A 16,940-nucleotide genomic window follows, 5' to 3' on the forward strand; every position below is an offset into this window, starting at 1 on the left:
AAAGACTCTGGGGTGGAGTCTTACATATGAACGTTCAAATGGATAGAGTGCCGGAGAACCACCAGGCAACACGAGGGACACCCAATGACCGACGGCCCGGCCGAAACCCCAGCTCAGCAACCCTATCTGCACGACCTGCAAACGACCGTGCGGGCTCCCGTCTTCGGCCTGTCGGGCACCGGCGGGACGCTCTCCGGGCGCGGCGTGACGGGGGTTTTCGCCGACGACCGGCGTGTCCTGAGTGTTTCCGATCTCACACTGGCGGGCGCCCGCCTCACTCCCATCGCCACCGAGCTCGACGGCGCCGACGCGACCCACAGCGTGCTCGTGGCGCGCGGCCTCGGCGAGGACGGCGCGGACCCGGCGGTGTGGATCGAGCGGCGGCGGGTGCTGGTCGACGAGGATCGGGGCGACGGGCTCCAGACTCTGGTGCGCGAGACGATAGAGATCGTTTCGGCCTCACGCCGCAGCGTCCAGACCACGCTCACCGTCACCCTGGGCTGCGATCTCGCCGAGATCTCGGTCGTGAAGTCCGGCCACTCCCCCAGCTTGCTGCCGGCTGAAGCGGTTGACGGCGGTCTGCGCTGGACCGGGCCCCGTCCACAGAACCCTGACGTCAACCCCGACGTCGTCCTGGCGACCGCCGTACCGGCGCCCGCGGACGTCGACTCCGAGAACGGCCGGCTGCGCTGGCCGGTGGATCTGGCGCCCGGCGACGTCGCCCGCTTCGTCATCGACGTGAGCGTCACCCCCACCGGCACCTCCGTGGTCCTGGGCACCGACGGCGCGTCGGTGATCGGCGACCTCCAGGTGGACAGCGGGGACATCCGCGTCGGCCGCTTCGTCGAACGCTCGCTGGCCGACCTGCGCGGCCTGGAGCTGCGCGACCCCACCGCGCCGGAGGACCACTTCCTGGGCGCCGGCGCGCCGTGGTTCCTCACGCTGTTCGGCCGCGACTCGCTCATCGCCGCGCGCATGCTGCTGCCGCTGGGCACCCGGCTGGCCGCCGGGACGCTGCGCACGCTGGCCCGGCGCCAGGGGACGAAGACCGACCCGGAGACCGCCGAGCAGCCGGGCAAGATCCTGCACGAGATCCGCCGCGCGCCGTCCGGCCACGACGCCTTCGGCGGTACCGAACGGCCGCTGCTGCTGCCCTCGACGTACTACGGCACCGTGGACGCCACGCCGCTGTGGATCATGCTGCTGCACGACGCCTGGCGCTGGGGCATGCCGGCCGACGAGGTCGAGAAGCTGCTGGACCCGCTGGGCGCGGCGCTGATGTGGATGCGCGACCACGGGATGGACGACGCGGGATTCCTCAGCTACGTCGACGAATCAGGCCACGGCCTGGCGAACCAGGGCTGGAAGGACTCGCACGACTCGATCCAGTTCGTCGACGGCCGGATCGCGACGGCGCCGCTGGCGCTGAGCGAGGTCCAGGGCTACGCCTACGAGGCGGCGATGAGCGGCGCGGCCCTGCTGGACGCCTTCGGCCGGCCCGGCGGCGAGGAGTGGCGCACGTGGGCGACGCAGCTCGCCGCGCGCTTCCGCGCCCGCTTCTGGATCAGCGACGCCGACGGCCCGTTCCCGGCGGTCGCGCTGGACCGGGACGGCAAGCCGGTGGACAGCGTCGCCTCGAACATGGGGCACCTGCTGGGCACCGGGATCCTGAACCGCGAGGAATCAGCTCTGGTCGCGGCGCGGCTGGGGTCGCCGGCGATGTCCTCGGGCTACGGCCTGCGCACGATGGCGACCTCGGCGGGCGGATACAGCCCCCTGAGTTACCACGGCGGCTCGGTCTGGACGCACGATACGGCGATGGCCGTGCAGGGGCTGGCGCGCGCGGCAGCCGAAGGCGTCCCCGGGGCGGCCGAGGCGGCGGGCACGCTGATCGACGGCCTGCTGGAAGCCGCCGCGGGATTCGAATACCGGATGCCGGAGCTGTACGCGGGAAGCCCGGCGCGGCCCGGCGGCCGGCCGACGCCGTACCCGGCGTCGTGCCGCCCGCAGGCGTGGGCCGCGGCGGCGTCGGTGGCGGTGGTCTCGGCCCTGGTCGGGATGCGGCCGGACGCGCCGGCGGACATCGTGGCGTTCGAGCCGCTGCCGGGCGACGCCTGGGACGGGCTGACGGTGCGCGGGTTCCGGGTCGGCGCGGATGCGCTGGACATGCGGGTGAACGCGGGGGATGTGCGGCTTCTGGACGCCTGATCCGGATTGGGCCTGGGTCGGGTCTGGATCAGGCCCGGGTCGGGTCTGGAGCGGGTCTGGACCGGGTCTGGACGAGCTATTGTCAGCCACCTGTTTCAGCGCTACTTTCCGCGATGAGTTAGGAAAGCTTCCTAACTTGATCCGGAAAGGAGTCCCACCATGCTCCGCAAAACCCTGGCCGCACTGGCCGCGATGGCAGCAGCGCTGCTGCTGTCGACGGCCGGCCCCGTGGCCGCGGCCCACGCCGATCCGCAGACGATCAACGTCAACATCACGTCGTACGGCTACAACGACAACGACGACGGCAACGGCCACTACGGCACCGCGCAGATCGCGTACCCGCAGATCCACAGCATCGCCACCGAGGACCTGGGTACCTACAGCCAGCCGGTGACGTTCGCGACGGACCAGAACGAGTTCGCGCCGGGCACCATCATCTACGTCCCCCACCTGGAGAAGTACTTCATCATGGAGGACGGGTGCGTGGAGTGCACCAGCGACTGGAACAACGGGATCTACCACGTCGACCTGTGGATGGGCCCGAACGACGCGATGCAGCCCGAACCGGCGCTGGACGACTGTGAGGGCTCGATCACCGGCGCCTTCGACATCATCGTGAACCCGGACGCCAACCAGCCCGTGGACACGAACCCGATGTTCAGCAACGGCTCCTGCACCGTCGACACGTACTAGGTGACCGTCTCGCGGCGAAGTCGACAGTCGCCGCGCTGATCACCGCGTCCGATCGCCAGGGGGTCGGCCACCGTTCCGGTGGCCGACCCTCAACCTTTCCCCGCACGACCATGGCCACCTCCTGACACTGCGCTTACTGTGAACGCCGTCGCAGCGCCCGGATATACCCGGGCAGACCCGCAGCCGGCTTCGAATCCCTTGGAGCGCCCCATGAACCGCCCCGTGAACCCCACCCGTCGCAATGTCCTGAAATGGGGGCTCGGCGGCACCGTCCTGGCCGCCGCCTCGTTCGGCCTGCCCGCCGCGGCCCGGGCCGACTCCCCCGTCACGCCGGGCGGCAAGCCCACCGACAGCTGGATGAGCTACCTCGACCCGAACCTGTCACTGCTGGGCCTGACCATCCCCGGAACGCACGACACCTGCTGCACCAACCCGGCGGACGGCACCGAGTGGTCGCACACGCAGAACTGGGGCATCCCGCAGCAGCTGTCGGAGGGGGTGCGCTTCGTCGACATCCGCTGCAACGGCCTGCAGGGCACGGCCAGCGAGATGGGCATCTACCACTCCAGCTACTACCAGGGCATCCGGCTGCAGGACGTGCTGGACCAGTGCCAGGCGTTCCTGGCCGCGCAGCCGACCGAGACGATCGTGATGCGGCTGAAGAACGAGAACGCCGGCAACCAGGCGCTCAGCGACGCGGAGTTCCAGCGCCGCTTCACCTACTACATGGACACGCTCGGGTACCGCGGGCTGTTCCACATGTACGGCTGGCCGACGCTCGGCGAGGCGGCGGGCAAGATCGTGCTGGCGGCCGACTTCACCTTCCCGGCGTCGTGGAACCTGATCCACTGGGCCGACAGCGCGAACCAGTTCAACGTTCAGGACACGTACACCGGCGTTTCCACGGGCACCAAGGGCCAGCTGATCACGCAGCAGTTCGACAACGCGTACAGCAATCCCGCGCCGACGACGATGTACGTGAACTTCCTGAGCCTGGCGCCGTCTCTCCAGGACGGTCTGGAATTCCCGAAGGACCTTGAGCAGACATTGATGGACAACTCCATCTATCCGTATCTGAACGCGCGGACCTCGCAGCGCGCGCGGTTCGGGATCGTGCCGATGGACTTTCCGGACTTCCATGTGAACGTGCTGGAGATGCTTATCGACAAGAACTTCGTATAGCCCACGATCCAGCCCAAGTCGGTCGTCACTCTCTGTTGACTTACTACCGATCACGGTCACTTCCGGGCTAATGTTCAACAGCATTCAACACTTTTGCTGAAGCCCTGGAGGACAGATGTCGGCGAGCTCCCAACCGGACCGCTTGGACGCGGGCGGTCCGGTGCGCCGGCGGGTGGTGTTCTCCGGCGGGGCCGCCGGCGGCGCCGCGGCCGGGGTCGCGACGGCGGATCCGGTGCCGGGGTCGGCGTTGGCGTCGTCAGCCCGGGGCGCAACCGCGATCATGAGCGTGAGCGCGAAGAACGCGGGCCAGGCACCGGCACGGGTCCGGTTCGACCGGTGGACCAAGTGGTCCGACTTCCGCAGCGGCGAGTCCGACGGCGTGCTGCCCTTACCCGGGCCGCGGTTGGGCGTCGTCATCCGGGAGGCAGCGGGGACCACGTCGTACACCGACCCTTATTTGAACACCACCACGGAGTACGAGTACGCGATCTGGACCTCCCCGCTGCGCCGGCTGGACTTCGGCGCCACGCAGCTGACCGCGCACTGGAACGCGGACACGCCGAAGGGCACGTTCCTGAAGGTGGAGCTCCTGGCCACGATGGAGGACGGCCACCTCGACACCTGGGTGATGGGGATCTGGGCGTTCGACGACAGCGAGCTCAACCGGACCTCGGTCAACGGCCAGAGCAGCGTCTGCGGCAAGATCGACACCGACACCTGGAGCGCCGGAACCGGGCACTCGATGAGCGCCTACCAACTGCGCCTGACCTTGTTGCGGCGCCCCGGCGCAGCGATCACGCCGCGGGTCTGGCAGATCGGCGCGACCGCTTCGACGGTGCCGTCGCGCACGACGGTTCCGGCCAGCACGCCCGGGCCCGCCACGGGGATCACGCTGGCGGTCAAGCCGTACGCGCAGTACCTGCACGACGGGCAGTACACCGAGTACGGCGGCGGCGGTGAGGCGTGGTGCAGCCCGACGTCGATCGAGATGGTGGTCGAGTTCTGGGGCAAGGGCCCGACGGCCGAGCAGTTGGCGTGGGTCGACCCGCGCTATGCCGACCCGGCGGTGGATCACGCGGCGCGGTACAGCTACGACTACGGGTATCAGGGCACTGGGAACTGGCCCTTCACGTGCGCCTACGCGGCGTCGTACGGGTTGGACGCGATGGTCGTGCGGCTGAACTCGATGACCGAGCTGGAAGTGCTGATCGCGGCCGGGTTCCCGGTGGTGACGTCGCAGTCGTTCACGCTCGCGGAGAACGGCCGCTACGCGAGTGCCGGGCACTTGTGGTGCGTCATCGGCTTCACGGACACCGGCGACGTGATCGTGAACGACCCGGCCGCCCAGACCGACGCCGGGGTGTACACGGTGTACCCGCGCCGGACGTTCGAGAACGTGTGGCTGCGGACCAACTTCACGAAGGCTGACGGCACGCCGGGGTACAGCTCCGGCGGCGTCGCGTACCTGATCAAGCCGCATGACAGAGGCCTGCCGGAGGTCGTGGACCGGCGGAACCCCAGTTGGCCTACCGAACACTGGGGATAAGAGCTGATTGGGGCCCCTGCGAGGCGGGCGTCAGGGGCCTCAATCACTGTTTTAAGAGGGCAGTTTAAGAGGGCAGTTCGACGGACAGCGCGTGGCGGAAGACGTTGCCCGGGTCCCAGGCGGCCTTGATCCGCTGCAACTTGGGGTAGTTGTCCTTGTAGTAGAGCTCGTGCCAGGGGACGCCTGAGGTGTTCCAGGCCGGGTCGGCGAGGTCGACGTCCGGGTAGTTGATGTAGGAGCCGTCGCTGACGTCGTCCGGGACGGGGACGCCGCCGGTGGCCGCGTAGATGCTGCGGTAGTACTCGCGGATCCACTGGACGTTCGTGGCGTCGTCGCCCTCGAACAGCCAGGTCGCCGAGAAGACGGCCTTCATGATGACGTCGCGCTGGGCCACGGCGGTGGCGTCCGGCGGCACCGCCTGGACCTGGCCGCCGTAGCCGATGAGGAGCATGGCGGCGCTCGTGGGGCAGGCCTGGCCGGCGAGGCCGGCGTAGATCGCGGCGAGGTGTTCGTCGGTGTAGGACTTCTTCAGGTAGGCGGCCTTGAGCTTGTAGCGGCGGTTCAGCTTGTCGCCGCCTTCGCCGTCGCCGGGCCAGGTGGTCATGTGGAGCCAGGGCAGGTAGCCGCCCTGGTGGAACAGCGGCTGCGCGGCGGCTCCGGCGGTGAGCGCGCCGAGGAGTTCGGCGACCTGGCCTTCGACGTTCGGCAGGCCGCCGTCGGCCTGGACCACGAGGGTGAAGACGCCGTTGTGGATGTTGCCGATTTCGAGGATGGCGTACAGCCCGGTGCCGGGGGCGCCGGGCGCGCTGTGCTGCTCGTGCCACTGGCCGAAGTTGCGGAGGATGGTGGTGAACGCGTCGCGGGTCATGGAGGCGTCGAAGGCCCATTCGGCGAGGAAGAAGTACATCTGGCCGGGGACCGGCGGGAGGAGTTCGGCCGGGTTGTCGCCCACGGCGCCCGGGGAGCGGAACCAGAAGCGGGTCACGACGCCGAAGTTGCCGCCCCCTCCCCCGGCGTGCGCCCACCACAGGTCGCGGTGCGGGTCGTCGGGTTCGCGGGTGGCCCGGACCACGCGGACCCGGCGGTCTTCGTCGACGACCACGACTTCGACGGCGTAGAGGTGGTCGACGACGGAGCCGTAGCGGCGGGACAGGGGGCCGTAGCCGCCGCCGGTGAAGTGGCCGCCGGCGCCGACGTCGGGGCAGCCGCCGGCCGGGAGGGTGACGGCCCAGCCTTTGAACAGGGTGGTGTAGATCTCGCCGAGGCGGGCGCCGGGCTGGATGGAGAAGGCGCGCATGGCGGGGTCGTAGCCGACGGCGTTCATCGGGGACAGGTCGAGCAGGACCTCGACGGCCGGGTCGGCGGTGAAGTTCTCGAAGCAGTGGCCGCCGCTGCGGACGGCGACGCGCTTGCCGGCGCGGACGGCCTCGGTGACGACGTGCACGACGTCTTCGGTGCTGGTGACGACGCGGACCTCGTCGGGGTGGCCGACGAAGCGGAAGTTGTCGCCGCGGAGCATGCTGTCGTAGCGGATGTCGGTGGGGGTGATGCGGACCGGGCCGAATTCGGGGGCGGCGGTGGTATCGGGGTTCGGGGCGGCTCCGGGCCCGGCGGCGGCGTTGGCGGCTCCGGCGACCCCGCCGGCCAGGGCCACGGACCCGGCGGCGACCGTCCCGGCCCGCCCCAGCAGGCTGCGGCGGCTGAGCCCGGTGTTCGACGGCACGTCCATCATCACCTCTTTTGTTCAGCGACACATCGGATGTCAGAGAACGTACATGGCCGTACCCGGCTAAGAGCGCAGGCGCCTATGCTGCGCACATGAGCGCCGAAGCCCCCGACCTCGCCGCCGAGCCGGACCCCGCGCTGATCGCCGGCGCCCTGCGCAGCCGCGACGACGACCCGGCGCCGTGGTCGGTGGCATGGGGCATGCTGCCCCCGGGCGTGGCGACGGTGCAGGTGACGTTCCGCGACGGCCGCCGCGCCGAACCGGCCGCCCGCGTCGGCGTGCTGGGCCGCCACTGGGCCGCCGAGGTGGCGGGACGCTTCGACAAGGTCGTGGTCAACGGCGGCGAGGCGCGAGAGACCGCGAAGATCAGAACACGCGACAAGACACCGGCGCCGCGCCGGTTCTCCCGCCGGAAGCCGGGCGTCCCGGCCGACCCGCTGGAGCGGATGAAGCACCACTGGGGCCTCGCGGCCGTGATCCTGCAGCCGGGGAGCGAGGACCGGCCGGTGCTGCCGGACATCCGGAGCGCCGGCGGGGATCTGACGTAGCGGCGTGGGGTGCGGAGATCGGGGCCGGGTCCGGGCACGAGTGCAAGTGCGCGTGGAGCAGGGCTCGATCAGACCCGGGGGCTCGATCAGACCGGGGCTCGATATGCCGCAGCACAGACAGGCGCTACGCGCGCCAGTAGCACGGCGATATCGGCTCGGTCAGACCGGGAACTCGATGTGCGGCAGCACCGACAGCCCGGGGCCGTAGCGCGGCGGTATCGGCGGCTCGGCTCCGGCGGCGACCACCGGCGGCTCGACGAAGTCGACCGCGAGCTCGGCCCGGTGCAGGGCCACGACGTCGGCGGCGGCGGGCAGACCGGGCTGCTCCACGACCAGCAGCGGGCGTTCCAGGACCGGCGACAGCAGGTCCAGCACGTTGTCGACCGGCGCGGGCACCGGCGGCTGGTGCAGGTCGAGCCCGGTCCACGGGTCGGCCTTCACGAACGCCGCCTGCCGGGCCCGCAGGTCCGCCGCGGCCACGGCGGTCGCGGCCGCGTGGATGGTGGCGATGACGTCGTCGGCGGTCTCGGGCACCGCGACCAGGGTCGACGGGGGTGCGGTGAGGTCGGTCGTGGCTATGTGGGTCGGCATGGTGGCGTCGAGTTCGAGCTCGGTGGTGGTGTCGTCGGTGTCGGCGGACAGTACGAGCTCGGTGGAGGTCTCGGTGGCCAGGGGCTCAGCGCTGAGGGTTTCGCCATGGGGATCGGCGGCGGAGGCTGCGGGATCCGAGTCGGCTGGGCCCGAGTCGGCGGCAGGCGCGGCGGAGTTTGCCGGATCCGAGTCGGCGGGCGAGCCGTCGATGGTGTCTGCACGATCGGGTTCGGCATCGGCGTCGGTGGTGTCGATGGCGAGTTCGAGGGTGCTGAGATCGTCCTCGGCATCCACCGGCCCGAACGCGACGGTCGGCGCCTCGGCGGCACTCGTCGCCTGCTTGACGGCCGCCACGTCCAGCGAGACCGTGGCCGTCGCGTCGGAGGCTTCAAGGCCCTCGGCGAGGGCACGCTTCACCGCCTCGACGTCCAGCGCGATCGTGGAGAGTGAGCCCGAGTCGACCACTTCCATGCCGACCGTCGGCGCCTCGGCACTCGATCGCGGTCCCGGCACCTCGGTCCTCACCTCGTCGTTCGAGCGCGCGTCGGCATCCGCACCCGTGTCCTCGTACGAATCCGCATCCCGATCCGCGTGCACGCCGTTGCTCGCCGCAGCACCGTTACTCCCGGCCGCACCGTTGCTCGCGACGGCACCGCTGCTCGCGCCATTGCCCGAGCTCGCACCGTTGCTGGTGCCATTGCTCGTGCTCGCACCGTTGCTGGTGCCGTTGCCCGAGCTCGCACCATTGCTCGCGCCGCTCGCACTGCTCCCAGCGGCGCCGTTACCCGCACTCGTCGCCCCGGCCGCATCCACCGCCGTGAAAGCGACCGTGTCCGCCTCCGCGTTCGCGCGCGGCGGCGCCGCGCGGCCGTCGACCTCGACGGCCGGCAGGTCGCGGGTGCCCGGCGCCGCGGCGGCGGTGGCCGCGGCCGGGCGCGTCTGGTGGGGGGTCGGTTCGTTCAGCAGCATCAGGTGCTCGCGGGGTCTTCGGGGGCGGCGCTTCGGGCGTGGAGTTCTCGGAGTTCGTCTTCGTCGGGGAAGTGGTCCACGGTGCGCTTCAGCAGGGCGCGGGCTCGCGGGTAGCGGTGCCAGTGGAAGGGTTGCAGGCCTCCGGAGCGGGGGTCGTCGGGGCGCGGGACGCGCGGGATCAGCATGGTGGCCTCGGGGTCGCCGAGGCTGCCGCCCTCGCCGAGGCGGACCGCCTCCTCCAGCAGCCCCGCGCACAGGCCGTAGTGGCGCGTCTCGTACTGGAAGGTGGCCTCGTTCTTCCACAACGCGATCATCAGGTCCCGGAGTTCCTTCGTGTCGCGGTACGCCAGCGCCGTGCGGAGGCGGTGCGCGCGATCGTGGAAGGGACGCTGGGTGTTGTGCATCGCGTCGGCGATGAGCAGGGTCGCTATCTCGCGCGGGGCCTCGATGTCGGGGTCGCCGGTCCAGGTCTGGTCGGCCAGCAGGGCCCACGTCATCCGGTCCAGCGCCAGGGTGCGGCGGTCGCCGAGCGCCGCCGAGCACGCCAGCAGCTTCAGCGCCTGCGACAGCCCGGCGTGGTAGTCGGTCCGCGAGGGGTCGATCTCACTGAGCTCCTGCCACCACTGCACGGCTTCCAGCAGGTCGCCGTCCGGCCCCGGCCGGGTCAGCGAACCGGCCCGCTCGGCGAGCACCACCTCCAGCAGCGCCGCCGCGTCCTTGTCCTCCGGCATCAGCTCGACAGCGCGCCGCGCGTGGGACAGCGCCAGCACGTGGTCCTGCTGTTCGAAGCGCAGTTCTCCGGTCCGCCGCATGTGCGCGACGGCGAGCTCGTTCTGCAGCGCGGCCACGTCCGGAGCCACGGACAGCGCACGCTCCAGCACGTCGACCACGCTCTGCAGCACGCTGACCGGCGCGGGCACGTCCCCGTCGCCGACAACCGCACCGCCACCGCCACCGGCAGCCTCGCCACCAGCGCCAGCACCGCCACCGGAACCGACACCACCCGCAGCCCCGCCGGCACCCGCCGCGCCGGCACCGCCAGCGCCGCCAACACCCCCGACGCTGCCCGCACCCCGCCCCGTCAACCCGACGGCCGCCATGTTCACCGTCTTGGTCGCGTCCGCGATGAAGGCCGCCCCGGTCACCGCCATGTTCACGGTCGGCGTGGCGTCGACCGAAACCGGCCGCTCGCCCTCCTCGGCCAGCCGCATCAGCTCGTGCGCGGCGTTCAGCCCGGACTCGGCGGCGATCTCCGCCCACACCGAATCGGGCTTCCGATCCGGATCCAGCAGCGCCGCCCGGGCTATGCACTCCAGCGCCGGCGCCCACTGCTCGTCCAGATGCAGCTCCATACCCCGCATGACCAGCGTCTTGCGCAGCAGCGCCGTCCACGCCTCGTCGCGGTCCTCCTCGGGGACCGTGTCCAGCGCGGCTATCGCCGCCTGGTACTTGCCGTCCTCGTACAGGAAGTGCTGCGGCCCGAACGGCCCGTACAGCGCCGCGACCCGCACCGACTCGTCGTCCTCGGCGGCGTCGGGGTCCACCGCGTGCATCGCGTCCGCCAGCTCGCGCCACTCCGCCAGCGCCGGCGTCTCAGGCTGCTGACGCAGCAGCGTCTCCAGCGTCGGGCTGGTCTGCGGATCGGCCTCGCAGGCGAACACGTCCATCCCGAGTCGGACCGACCACGCGTCCACCTCGTCGCCGCCCCGGTACGCGGACAGGTCCGCGAACCGCAGGTCGTTCTTCAGCTCGTCCACCAGCGCGCGCCGGTTCCGCACGATCTGCTCGTGGTCGGCCTCGACGTCGGCGACCCCGACGACCTGGACCCAGAAGTCCGGCGCGTACAGCGCCGTGACCAGGCAGCCGATGGTCCACATCCAGTGCTCGTCGGCGCCGGAGGACCGGGCCAGCCGGTACGCCGACAGCCCGAGCGCGTGCAGCAGCCGGGCGTTCGTCGGGTCCTCGCGCACCAGCGCCAGATACCCGGTGAACGCCTCTTCATGACGTCCTTCTTCAGCGTGCTGCCGCGCGGAGTACTCCGACAGCGCCTCCAGCGCCGCCAGCGCTTCCGGCTGGTCCGGCTGGATCCGCAGGGCGTGCCGCAGGTCGCCGAGGGCCTGGTAGGGCTCGCCGTGCTCGATCGCGGAGGCGGCGCGCCGGATCAGCAGCTCGACGCCTTCGGTCTCGGCGTCGGCGGGCAGCTTGCTCAGCGCGCCGTCCAGGTCGCCGGCCTCGGCGCGCATCAGCGCGAGCTGGCGGCGCAGCGGGCGGGTCAGGGCGCTGCTGCCCAGGGCGTCGGCCCAGGAGGTCAGGGTGCGCTCGGCCTCGTCGGGGACGCCGGCCTTGCGGGCCGCGTAGAGCAGCGACTGCAACGCCGGTCCCGCGCAGCGCTCGCAGCGGTAGGAGCTGATGCCCGCGGGGCGGAACAGGTGGGTCCGGCAGCCTTCGCGTCCGCAGCCGGCGCAGGAGCCGACGGCGTCCTTGCCGCACTCGACGTCGGCCACGGCCACGCAGGGCAGCGGCGGCTCGTCCTCGTCGGGGTCGGCTTCCGCGGCCAGCCGCTGGGCGGCGACCAGTGGTCCGGCGTTCGCGATCTCCTGGATGTCCAGGCCCTGGGTGTCGTCGTCCTTGAGGACGTAGGAGTCGGAGTCGGAGTCGGAGGAGTCCGCGTCGGCCCCGGCCTCGACTTCGGGTACCGCCGAGCCGCCGGCGACGTCGTTGCCGAGGAAGCGCTGGTACCACCGCACGGCGTCGTACCAGTGCCCGGTGCGCTCGGCGTACAGCGCGCGGGCCCGGGCGACCGCGGGGTCGCAGTCGGGGTCGTCGGGGAGTTCGGCGAGCAGTGTCTCGGCGTCGTCGAAGCGGTCGTCGAGCAGGGCGGCGACGGCCAGGTGGCAGCGGTCGCGCATCCGGCCGTCGACGTCCAGGAACGTCTCCAGGTCGGCGGTGGCGCCGCCGGCCAGGTCGACCAGGGCGCGCAGCCGGTTCTGGCGGCCGCGCAGGCCGTCCACGCGATCGGAGACCGGCAGCGAGGCGGCCAGGTCGAGCGCGACGGCCGCTTTCTCCCGGTTGTCCGGGATCTCCCGGCCGGCCATCAGCATCCACGCGGCTTCCCGCAGCGCGGCTTCCCGCAAAGCTATTCGGTGCTCGATGACGTCCGGGGAGTCCAGATAAGCGATCTGCCACTGGAGCCGCGCGGCCGTCGGGTCGCTGCCCAGGCGCTTGCGCGCTTCCCGGTCGCGGGCCACGGCCGTCCAGTCCCGCAGTTCGGTGGTGCCCAGGCGGTCCCAGGTGTCGATGGCGGCGGCCGGGTTGTTGGCGCGCAGCTGGGCCAGTCCGTAGTGGAAGGTGGCCATGCCGCCCCAGTAGGACGACTGCCCGGACACCGGCTCCAGCACGCCCTGGGCCTCCTTGCCGCGGCCGGCGGCCAGCAGTACGGCACCGAGCCGAATACGTGCGGCGTGCGAATGCGCGTCATGCCGCAGCGCCGCCTGGTAATGCGCGATCGCCTCGGCCGGACGGCCGGACTGCTCGCGCAGCAGCGCCAGGCCCAGGCGCGCCGGGGCGAACGCGGCCTCGACGGCCAGGGAGTTGCTGAAGTGGTTCCATGCCAGGTCGTCCGCGCCGAGCTGCACGGCGAGCCGGCCGAGCGAGTAGTGGATGCGCGGATCCTGCGGCGCGTATTGGGAGGCGGTGCGCAGGTCGGTCTCGGCCTGGTCGGTGCGGCCCATCTGCTGGTGCGCCAGGCCGCGGAACAGCAGCGCCTCCGGGCGCAGCCAGGCCCCCCGCGACCACGGCGAGGCCGGGCCGGTGCCGCGGCGGAAGGCCTCGTCGTAGGCGGAGATCGCGTCGTCGTAGCGGAGCAGGGTGCTGAGCTGGATGCCCCAGCGGAACCACAGCTCGCCGCTGCCGCCGGGCACCGCGGCGGCCAGCAGGTCCTCGGCCTCCTTGACCCGGCCGTCGCGGCGCATCATGGTGGTCAGCGCCAGCACCGGCCAGTCCACGCCGGGCAGGGCGGCCAGCGCGGCGCGCGCCGTGGCCTCGCGCTGCGCGGTGGGGCCGGTGGTACAGGCCTTCTGCAGCCACATGACGGTGCGGATCGCGGTGTCCTCGTCGCCCGGCTCCAGGCCGTAGGTGATCGCCTTCAGGAAGTCGATGATCGGCTTGAGGTCGCCGTCCTCGGCGCGCAGCCGCTCCTCGGCGAACTGCCGGACCAGCCAGCGCGGCAGCTGGCGGAAGGGTTCGGGCAGCAGCGGGTAGGCCTCGCGGAAGCGCGCCATGGCGTCGGTGAAGATGCCCATCGCCAGGATGGTCTCGGCCTCGCCGAGCAGGGCGAGGCCGCGGTAGTGCTGCATGTCCTCAGGGGCGGACGCCAGACGGCGGGCCAGGCGCGCGTAACGGTCGCGAGCCCGCTCCTGCTGACCCACCGCAGCCAGGTCCTCCGCCTTCGCGAACTCCTGGGTGATCCACTGCGGGTCCGTCCCTCGTCCACGCCCCAGCAAGGCCACACCGTCCCATCAACCCGTATCGCTGCCTACAGCTTGACACAATCGCCCCCGCCCGCGCCGGGCCTGATCCGGCACCGCGGGCACCGACCTGTTGTCCCTCACGGTCGGTGCTACACAGTTCACCCGGGCTCCACCCCGATATCACTTCGTGTGCGCGCTCTGTGTCCCTTCGCTGTCGTTCTAAACGTCTCTTGTCGTTTAGGACGCCGTGATCACCGGGGAGGTTCCTTCGACGGGGCCGGGGACGGCAGTTTTGACTAGGTTTTGACGGTGCGGTGACAGGCCGGGGCCTGTCACCGCCGTGCTGTCGGGTCGGCCTTGATCAGCCGTGATCAGCCGTGAAGCCCTGATCAACCCTGATCAGCCCTGATCAGCTCTGACCGCGGGTCGCCTTCAGGAACACCGGGTTGGTCAGCGCGGCCATCGGGCCGAACAGCAACGCGTCGCCCATCGTGTTGCCCTGACCCGGGGTGCCGTCGGCCATCGGGTGGCGGATCTCGGCGCGGACGTAGGCGGCCAGCGAGGCCGTGGTGCGCCAGACGACGACGCCGTCACCGTTGGCGTCCAGCGACTGCTGGAACATCTGGCCCTCGTCGGTGATCAGGCGGACGGTGCCGTTCGGGACGCCGTGCGCCTCCAGGCGGACGTCCACCGGGGCCGTCGTCGGCACCTTGAGCGTCTCGCCGATGCCGGCCTGCTTGCCGGCGCCGGTGACGGTGAAGTCCACGGTGACGGTGCTGGATTCGGCGATCCAGTTGCGGCCGGCGCGCAGGCCGTCCATCAGTGCGTCGGTGCGCAGGTCGTCGGCGTAGACGACGTTGTGCGGCAGGCCGATCACCTGCGGGACGCTGTGCGCGTCGCTGTTGCCCACGGCCGGCAGCCAGCGCTTGCCGGAGCGGACCGCCTCGCCGAGCTTCTGGTCCCAGGTGCTCACGGCGTGCTCGTCGTCGTAGGTCCAGGGGCCGGTCCACACCTCGGTGACGTCGGCGTCGTCGAACCCGAACTTCCACTGGCAGGCGACGTAGGCGCAGTACATGTGGGCCGGGGCGACCAGGCCGCCGTGCTTGCGCACCTCGCGGGCGAAGCGCGGGAAGGCGTCGTCGCGGCTGCGGTAGCGCCAGTCGATCCACTCGCCGGCCGGCAGGCCCATCGCGACCCAGTGGCCGTTGCGGGTGGTGATCTCCTCGCCGGTGATGATCAGCAGGTCCGGGCCGGCGTACTGGCCCCAGACACCGTGCGAGGCGGAGGTGTTGTGGTCGGTGGAGACCATGAAGTCCAGGTTCGCCGCGCGGGCGCCGGCGGCGACCTCGCTGGGCAGCCGCTTGCCGTCGGAGTAGACGGTGTGCAGGTGGCAGTCGCCCCGGTACCAGGCCTGGCCGCGGCCCTTGGCGCGGGTCGGCGGGTAGTTCGGGACGAACGGGGTGCCGGGCTTGCCGTAGGTCAGGGTCACCTGGACCTGGTAGTTCATGCCCTGCTGCGCCACCTGGTAGGGGCCCAGGGCGATGTGCCAGGTGCCCTTGTTGACCGGGCCGGGCAGGTAGCCGGGGGTGGCCTCGGTGGCGTTGATCGAGAACGCGGTGCGGAAGCCACCGGACCAGCCGCGGAACCCGGGGCCGCCGAGCGCGGTGCCGCGCTCGTCGAACACGCCGATGTCGCAGGAGTTGGTCTTGTCGCCGGAGGCGACGGCGGGGTGGTCGTAGGAGTAGCTGACGTCGATCTGCTTCACCCCGGCCGGGATCACGACCGGCAGGTAGACGAAGTCGGCGACGCCGGTGTCGAGGTGGCCGGTGATGGTCTGGGTGACCTGGGTGCCGTCGGCGGGGACGGAGCCGCCCGCCGCGCTGCCCGCGCTACCGGTGCTACCGGTGCTGTCGGCGGCGTGGGCGAAGGTCATGGGGCCCAGGGTGAGCGCCGCGGTCGCGGCGCCGACCGTCAGGACGCCCCGGCGGGACAGGCCGGAGGCGGCGGGGTCGGCCGACTCGGGCAGCGGTGCGACGTTGTGCTCGCAATAGCCATCTGTGCACATGGTTTCCGACGATCCGCCACGCCGGTGAACCAGGCGTGAGCGTCAAGCGAAAGGTTGTGGGTTTGTTACGAGGGATACCGAGGACTAGCGAGGGGTGGCGAGGAGTATCGGGGATCCGGCAGGGTGCGCCGCGAAGCGCCGAACCATTGCACAATGCAATTGCTGGGACGCCCACACCAGGGCGCCGCGCGCGGAGCGGCGCGATGATGGAGGCATCTCCATCAGCGCGAGGAACGGGAGATCGAGATGACCGGTATCGAGGTCCTCACCGCGGGACGCTACGGCTACGCCGACCGGCGCATCCACCGCGACGACTTCGCCCACCAACTGGCGGTCATGCTGCCGGCCGACGACGACGAACGGCTGCGACCGACCACCACCGTCAGTGCCGAGGACCTGGTCAGCGCGGCCAAACTGTGCCGGCACCTGGCCGAGCGCTATCCGTCCGAGCCACTGGGCCGGCTCGCCGAGCAGATCGCCTACCGCCTCGAGCACCCGATCACCCACCCCGGGGCCGTGGTGTACTACGCCGCCGCCATGCTGTGCCGGGAGCAGGAAGCCCTGAGCCGGGTCGAGAGCGCGACGACGGTGGCCGCGGTCCTGGAGACCCGCGCGGCGGGGCACGCCGCCGACACCCTGGAAGCCACGGCGCCGCAGACGCTGCGGTACACGGTCAAGACCGCCATCGACGGCGACTTCGTCCGGGGCGCTCGGCATCTGAAGGCTCAACAGAACTGAGGATGGCCGGGCGGGTGGCCTGAAAGACGGCGGCCATCCGGATGAAGTGCTTGATGAAGTGCTTGTGCGCGGCCTGACGGTGCCGACTGTCCGCGACTCCTGCGCGGTGAGCGCGGCGTCCTTCCTCGTTCGCGACCCCGGACGCCGCCCCCCGCTTCTCACCGCTCCCCCAGGTTCCGGGGCGGCGCAGCCGACATCCCGGAAG

The 16,940-nt window shown here is 71.3% G+C and carries 10 protein-coding genes; 6 read left to right on the plus strand and 4 right to left on the minus strand.

The genetic code is table 11. The annotated features are described in order from the left end of the window. The first annotated feature begins 84 nt into the window (after positions 1–84). The 4 genes from ABH920_RS15745 to ABH920_RS15760 all read left to right on the plus strand — a co-directional run bounded on the left by ABH920_RS15745 (position 85) and on the right by ABH920_RS15760 (position 5,629). On the plus strand, positions 85–2,208 hold the full coding sequence (locus ABH920_RS15745; protein WP_370349712.1) for a glycogen debranching N-terminal domain-containing protein: 2,124 nt from the start codon (positions 85–87) through the stop codon (positions 2,206–2,208). Between the two features lie 159 nt (positions 2,209–2,367). Next, positions 2,368–2,901 carry a hypothetical protein gene (locus tag ABH920_RS15750; RefSeq protein ID WP_370349713.1) on the plus strand — a complete coding sequence of 178 codons (534 nt, stop codon included), beginning with the start codon at positions 2,368–2,370 and terminating at the stop codon, positions 2,899–2,901. Positions 2,902–3,111: 210 nt separating this feature from the next. Further along, positions 3,112–4,083 (plus strand): phosphatidylinositol-specific phospholipase C, encoded by a 972-nt coding sequence (locus ABH920_RS15755; RefSeq protein WP_370349714.1) that lies wholly within the window; start codon positions 3,112–3,114, stop codon positions 4,081–4,083. 115 nt (positions 4,084–4,198) lie between these two features. Next, entirely contained in the window at positions 4,199–5,629 is a 1,431-nt protein-coding gene (locus ABH920_RS15760) for a C39 family peptidase (RefSeq protein WP_370349716.1), read from the plus strand. Between the two features lie 64 nt (positions 5,630–5,693). Here the strand turns inward: ABH920_RS15760 and ABH920_RS15765 are convergent, their stop codons facing one another. Continuing rightward, entirely contained in the window at positions 5,694–7,358 is a 1,665-nt protein-coding gene (locus tag ABH920_RS15765; RefSeq protein WP_370349717.1) for an FAD-binding protein, read from the minus strand. A gap of 89 nt (positions 7,359–7,447) precedes the next feature. Between ABH920_RS15765 and ABH920_RS15770 the strand changes: the two genes are divergently transcribed. Then, a complete protein-coding gene (locus ABH920_RS15770; RefSeq protein WP_370349718.1) occupies positions 7,448–7,903 on the plus strand; it encodes a hypothetical protein in 456 nt (151 codons plus the stop codon). A 159-nt stretch (positions 7,904–8,062) separates the two neighbouring features. Here the strand turns inward: ABH920_RS15770 and ABH920_RS15775 are convergent, their stop codons facing one another. The 3 genes from ABH920_RS15775 to ABH920_RS15785 all read right to left on the minus strand — a co-directional run bounded on the left by ABH920_RS15775 (position 8,063) and on the right by ABH920_RS15785 (position 15,997). Beyond that, positions 8,063–9,463: a hypothetical protein gene (locus ABH920_RS15775; protein WP_370349719.1), complete on the minus strand. Its 1,401-nt coding sequence runs from the start codon at positions 9,461–9,463 to the stop codon at positions 8,063–8,065. Then, positions 9,463–13,965 (minus strand): tetratricopeptide repeat protein, encoded by a 4,503-nt coding sequence (locus tag ABH920_RS15780; RefSeq protein WP_370349720.1) that lies wholly within the window; start codon positions 13,963–13,965, stop codon positions 9,463–9,465. The genes ABH920_RS15775 and ABH920_RS15780 overlap by 1 nt, the downstream gene beginning before the upstream one ends. Positions 13,966–14,341: 376 nt before the next feature. Further along, positions 14,342–15,997: a CehA/McbA family metallohydrolase gene (locus ABH920_RS15785; RefSeq protein ID WP_370349721.1), complete on the minus strand. Its 1,656-nt coding sequence runs from the start codon at positions 15,995–15,997 to the stop codon at positions 14,342–14,344. A gap of 246 nt (positions 15,998–16,243) precedes the next feature. On the opposite strand from ABH920_RS15785, the gene ABH920_RS15790 reads away from it, so the two are divergent. Further along, complete coding sequence (locus tag ABH920_RS15790) at positions 16,244–16,735, plus strand: hypothetical protein (protein ID WP_370349722.1); 492 nt, start codon at positions 16,244–16,246, stop codon at positions 16,733–16,735. Positions 16,736–16,940 lie beyond the last annotated feature (205 nt).

This window comes from Catenulispora sp. EB89 (assembly GCF_041261445.1).
GTDB lineage: Bacteria > Actinomycetota > Actinomycetes > Streptomycetales > Catenulisporaceae > Catenulispora.